The sequence below is a fragment of the uncultured Cyclobacterium sp. genome, from assembly GCF_963976465.1.
Classification (GTDB): Bacteria; Bacteroidota; Bacteroidia; order Cytophagales; family Cyclobacteriaceae; genus Cyclobacterium.
Genome location: NZ_CAXBOC010000380.1, coordinates 1 through 5,849, shown reverse-complemented (window position 1 = coordinate 5,849; position 5,849 = coordinate 1). Strand labels below are relative to the sequence as shown.

General features: G+C 38.3%; 4 protein-coding genes. All 4 read right to left on the bottom strand.

The genetic code is table 11. The annotated features are described in order from the left end of the window. On the bottom strand, positions 1-995 hold a 995-nt coding region (locus tag AAC037_RS18340; RefSeq protein ID WP_339904616.1), incomplete at its 3' end, for an efflux RND transporter permease subunit. A 236-nt stretch (positions 996-1,231) separates the two neighbouring features. After that, positions 1,232-2,623: a HAMP domain-containing sensor histidine kinase gene (locus AAC037_RS18335; RefSeq protein ID WP_339904614.1), complete on the bottom strand. Its 1,392-nt coding sequence runs from the start codon at positions 2,621-2,623 to the stop codon at positions 1,232-1,234. Further along, positions 2,620-3,288: a response regulator transcription factor gene (locus tag AAC037_RS18330; protein WP_339904612.1), complete on the bottom strand. Its 669-nt coding sequence runs from the start codon at positions 3,286-3,288 to the stop codon at positions 2,620-2,622. Before AAC037_RS18330 ends, AAC037_RS18335 begins: the two co-directional genes overlap by 4 nt. A gap of 223 nt (positions 3,289-3,511) precedes the next feature. Then, on the bottom strand, positions 3,512-5,849 hold a 2,338-nt coding region (locus AAC037_RS18325; RefSeq protein WP_339904610.1), incomplete at its 5' end, for a malectin domain-containing carbohydrate-binding protein.

Below are 5,849 nucleotides of genomic sequence, written 5' to 3'. Positions count from 1 at the left end.
TCACTTCTTTCCAGAAAAGGATTAATGCTTATGCCCGGAGGGAGGGATGGTGATATTTCTTTTACTCGTTCTTTTACAGCATTGATAACTTCTTTGGAATTGGCTCCTTTCAGCATCATTACTTGCCCCAGCACTTTTTCACCTTCGCCATTACCGGTAATTGCTCCAAAACGAGTGGCTTTTCCAAAACCTACAGTAGCCACATCCCTAATGAATACAGGTGTACCATTTCTATTTTCTATTACTATATTTTCAATGTCTTCTATAGAACTTGCCAGTCCTTCTCCTCTTACAAAATAAGCCTGGTTTGTTTTTTCTATATATCCCCCCCCGGCTATACTGTTGTTTTTCTCAAGCACCTCAAATGTTTGGGCCATAGTAATATTGAGGCTCCTGAGTTTTTCCGGGTTGATTGCCACTTCATACTGTTTTAAATAGCCTCCCCATGTATTGACTTCTATAACACCTGGAATACCGGAGAGTTGGCGTTTGATAATCCAGTCTTGTATGGTTCTTATTTCTGTCAAAGAATACTGATCTTTGTAGGCAGCATCTACTTCTACAACATATTGATATATTTCCCCCAAGCCTGTGGAAATTGGTCCCATAAAAGGCTGACCAAAACCGGTAGGGATTTTTTCCTCTGCTGCTTTGATTTTTTCAGCAATGAGTTGTCGGGGTAAGTAGGTGCCAGTCTCATCATCGAATACCACTGTCACTACTGAAAGGCCAAATTTAGAGACCGAGCGGATTTCTTTGACATTGGGTAAATTGGCCATCTCCAACTCTATTGGATAGGTCAAAAATTTCTCAACATCTTCTGTTGCAAGGTTTCTAGAGGTGGTGATCACCTGAACCTGATTGTTGGTGATGTCCGGAACCGCACCTATTGGAATTTCAGACAGAGAATAAGTGCCGAAGGCAATTACAGCTGCTGAAAAAAGAAGCACGATCAATTTATGTCGTATGCTGTATTGAATAATTCGCTCTAACATTGTGACCAAAGATTATAAATGAATGCCTAAAGATAAAAGGTCAATACCTTGACTTTTCTCAAGCTTTTCTTAAGATTGGCTTAAAATATTTAGCTGAACATAAGGCATACATTTTGATTCCTGAATTTTGCCAGTATCAAGAAGTAAAGTACCTGTAATGCCATATGGTTAGGTTAAATTTCCACCAATTCGGTGGAATTACCTATTTATTATCCGAGCAACAAGCTCTAATCCAGCTAAGCCTGTATAATGGTAGATGGGAATAAAAGTGTAATGGTAGTCCCCTTGCCTTTTTCGCTAAGAATAGAAATTTTCACCTGATATAAATCACATAGTTTTTTTACAATAGATAGGCCTAGTCCGGCACCATTTATTCTTCCCAGTTCATGACTTTCTCCTCGAAAAAATGGCTGATAAATATTTTTTAATTCTTCCTCAGATATTCCGATGCCTTGATCAATGATCTTTAAGCATATGCCTGCTTTTTCTTGCGTTAAAACCAAGTTAATTTCTTGATTATCAAGGGAATATTTTAAGGCGTTCTGAATTAAGTTCTCAATGATGATAGATACCGATTTTTCATTGGCTCTGATAAAACCCTTATCTTCAAGTTTTTCATTAAACATTATACTGCGTTTCGGATGCTGTTTTAGGGTGGAGTCAATGATGTCTTCCACAAGAAACTTTAAATCAACTTCCTCATTATTATGAATACCTTTTTGGAATCTTGCCAATGTCAACAATTGATCTAAAATAGCATTTAGCTTATCAATGATAAGAATTCCATCTTTAATCTTTGAAATGTATGCTTCCTGAGTTCTAGGTTTCCTTATCAAAACCTCAAAATTCCCTTTCAATACTGCCAAGGGTGTCCTGAGCTCATGAGAAGCATCTGAAGTAAACTGTTTCTCCCTTAATACCCCTTTTTCTATCCTTTGCAGAAGGTGATTAATAGAAACTGATAAGCTGTTAATTTCATCCTTATACTTGAGGCTTGGCAGTCTTTCATTAAGATTGTCTTTGGTGATTATTTCTGCTTTCTTAGTTATATCAATAATGGGTTGAATGCTTTTGGAAGCAAGCCACCTTAAGGTTAGAAAAAGGAATAATAAAACAATCGGGTAAAGTAGAAATAAAACCGTTTTGAGATTGTTAAGGAGGGACTTGGAATCTTCAAATGATGTGGCGAGTAAAAGGTATCCTGTCAATTCTCCTTCGGTCAATAATTCTACCTGCATTTGCCTCACTTCTTGTCCATTTAAGGTTAGGTTAAACCCCCGGTCCACCGATGCAGTACCGGGTTTAAAATAGAGGTTGTTGCTTCCCAAATTCGGAGACTTGTCCATGGGCTTTCCTTCCTTATCAACGATTTCAATAAAAATAGGATTGAAAATTATCTCTTTGTGTTCTTCTTCCTCCCATTCTCCTTTGTGAGCAAATTTTATTTGACCATCCTCTATTTTAATTTGATTGACATGTTTATTGGTTTCATTTTCAAGGTTGTTGTCAATATTTTCCAATACGGTAGATCTCACTACCTGATAAATAAGTAAGAAGGATACCAACACCATTAAGGCAGATGCCATGGTTAACTTAAATGAAAGCCTGTTTTTGTATGTTCTTTTCATTCCTCTCTGGCCATATAGCCTACACCTCTTATCGTTTGAATGTAGTTGTTGTCCTTTGTTAAGCCCAGTTTTTTTCTGAGGGAATTAATGAATACATCAATCACACCTGTGTCATAATCAAAGTGTATGTCCCACACACTCTCAATGATTCTACTTCTCCGGCATACTTTATTTTTGTGCCGGATTAGGTATTCCAGAAGTGCAAATTCCTTTTGAGTCAATATCACCTCTTTTCCATTGACTTCTACCCGGTGGTTTTCTGTATATAAACAGATGGGGCCTAAAGTTAAAGACAATTGATGATCGGATTGGTTTCTAAATTGAACCCTTATTCGGGCCAATAATTCTTCAAAATTAAAAGGTTTACGGATATAGTCGTTCGCTCCGGTTTGTAAGGCAAAAATGGCTTCGTCTGAGGTGTCCTTGGCGGTAAGAAAAAGGATTGGTGTGGAAGGGAATTCTTTTCTGAACCTTCTTGTAATTTCCACTCCACTCATACCAGGCAACATCCAGTCTACTAGAAGGATATCGTAATATCCTTCCAAGGCCATTTCTAAACCTTCCTTGCCATTTTCGGCAATATCCACAGCATAAGCTTCTTCTTCCAGTCCTTGTTTCAAAAAGCCTGAAATTCCCGGTTCGTCTTCAATTATTAAAATCCTCATCTCAAAACACTTTTAAGAATTCAAGTGCTAATTCTTAGCCTTCCCATTGTTGGAGGTTGCACCAAGGGTTCTTATAAAGCAAATTAACAGTTTCTTTCTTAAGATTTGCTTAAAGACTTATTAATATAGTCTAAAACTTAAAAATAGGATTTGCGAAATAATATTTAATTAGGAGTTAATTTACGAAGATTTACACCGATAATAATTGAATCTATGGCCTTACTTATTTTTTGATTATCCGAAACCGTTTATAAGTTTCGCCATTATTCACAATCAAAATATACAGGCCAGGTTTAATTTCGCTGGTGTCAAATGTTGATTCCAGTACCTCTTTTTTCTCGATCAAAACGGTTCCTGTAGGAGCGATTAGTGTTAAATTTATTGGTTTTAGAGAAGAGCTTTTTACCGTCAATAGGTCATTTATAGGATTTGGAAATAGGGTTATGGAGTTTTCCAATCCATCAACCATAGATACATTGCTTTCTGAATTTTCAGGTGTGATAGATATCCTGTCTGCATCTGATAAGGTTCTTAAAGCTTCAACATTTGCTTCAGGTGTGACCGTCATCGAGATCGTTTGGTCAAGTAAGCAACATGTGCCATTGTCTCCCCCGTTGGCTACTATAAGTTGATCTCCTATAATTTTCGCTGAAGGAGCGAGCAACCTTGCAGGTAGCTGACAAAGCTCAGACCAAGAATCAGTAATTGGATCGTACTCCGTTATATCGTCGAATATAAAGCTTCCTCTTCGGCCACCTACAATTATTATTTTATTGTTGTGGACGATGGTTCCAGGTTCGAAGTGAGAACGATCAGATCTTAAATCATTTTTTTCGGTCCAGCTGTTGGTTTGTGGATCATAAGCATGCAAGAATGCTTGATCATCTACTCCGGCATCATGGCCAAACTGACCTCCAATCGCATAAAGGATTCCATTTACCGCAGCAGCTCCCAGGTGGTTTCTAGGTTCAGGGAGAGGGGCCAAGGTTTTCCAACCTCCTTCTTGATCATTGACATCAAAGACAAAATGATCCCCAACATCGGTTATTCTATCTGGAAGTAATCCTCCAAAATAATGTATCTTGCCCTCACTATAAGCGGCCCCACCTGAGGCTCTGGGAAGGGGAAGTGAAGGCCCAGTAGACCATGTGTCTGTAGAGGTATTGTAAATTTGAACAAGATCGGTTGACTTGCCGGGATGATCCCCCGCAAAACCTCCCAATATCCATATTTCTTCGCCTACTGCTACTGCTCCCATATGGGTAACAGGAATCGGCATTGGTGCTCCGTAGGACCAAGAATTGCTTGATGGATCGTATATCTCAGTCACGGAGGTAATATCAAGATTCTCCACAAAACCTCCAAGGACGTATAATTTGTCGTTTATGGTAACACTTTGTGACTCAGTTTTGCTTAAACTAGATGGGCTTAAATTATTCCATGAACATGCCGTAGGATCAAATGTCAATTCACCATCACCGAAAACTTCTATAGCCGAAACTTTAGCCTGATTTCGGATGGAATTAAATGTGATGTCGAGAGATTGGTCTGTAACCTTTGTGCTAAAAGTCTCTATCACAGCAGTCATAGGGCTTACCACTGAATTAATGTCGTAACTATCTAAAACTTTTTCTCCCTCAATGATCACATCAAATATCCTTTTACCGGTACCTCCCTGTCCACCATTTGTGGCTCCAAAATAAATTTCAGCAAAATGTAAATTGATAAGGTAATTTCCGTTTGTAACGGGAATATTGTAAGTAAATGATGCCAAGTTTGAAGTGACCCTGCGTTCCGAGATATACAAGTCATCCTGAACAGTACCATAAATTTTATCCTTTAGGAAATCCTCTGAAGATTCGCTTCCTTTTCCTTCAAAAAATTCATCAGCCATGTATAGGGAATCTCCATAGATAACCGTTGGACCTCCACTATTAATTCTTACAACAGGGGCAAATTCATTTTCATCTATCGGATCGTCCTCCTGTAAAATTGTAAAGTTTATACTTAAAGCTTCTCCGGAAACATTGCTGCCATTGTCTCCAGCATAGGCTGTTGCAACTATAGTGTTGTTTCCTAAATCAGGGTTCCATGCTTCATAATCATCTCCACTAATCCCTCCTATGGTATACAGAGGTGAATTAACCAGTTTATAAGATGGGTTTGCTTGATAACCAAAAATTACGCTTTCAGTATTTTGACTAACATCTGCCCTGATATTTAGATTAGCTGTCCCTATATTTTCTAAGTAAAAAACATCTCCCTCCTTAATTTCGCCAATGTCTTCATCAGTATCAGCATTGACTAAAATAAGTGCATTTACTGAAGGACTTACTTGAGTTGCTGTATCCAATACTGTGATCATGCATTGAGCTGAAATATCCCCATTGCTTAAACTGGTCGCGGTAACAACGATTTCCCCAGGTGATAATGCGGTCAAAACGCCACTTGAGTGATCAATACTAACCGCATCACTAGCAGTAAAAGCTACTGTTTTATTGCTTGTGTTGGAAGGGAAGAATTCCAGATCCAAATCAATCACATCACCCACATATAAAGTT

Coding starts and splice junctions, on each gene's coding strand:
- AAC037_RS18330 (WP_339904612.1), bottom strand. CDS start 3,288: ATGAGGATTTTAATAATTGAAGACGAACCGGGAATTTCAGGCTTTTTG.
- AAC037_RS18335 (WP_339904614.1), bottom strand. CDS start 2,623: ATGAAAAGAACATACAAAAACAGGCTTTCATTTAAGTTAACCATGGCA.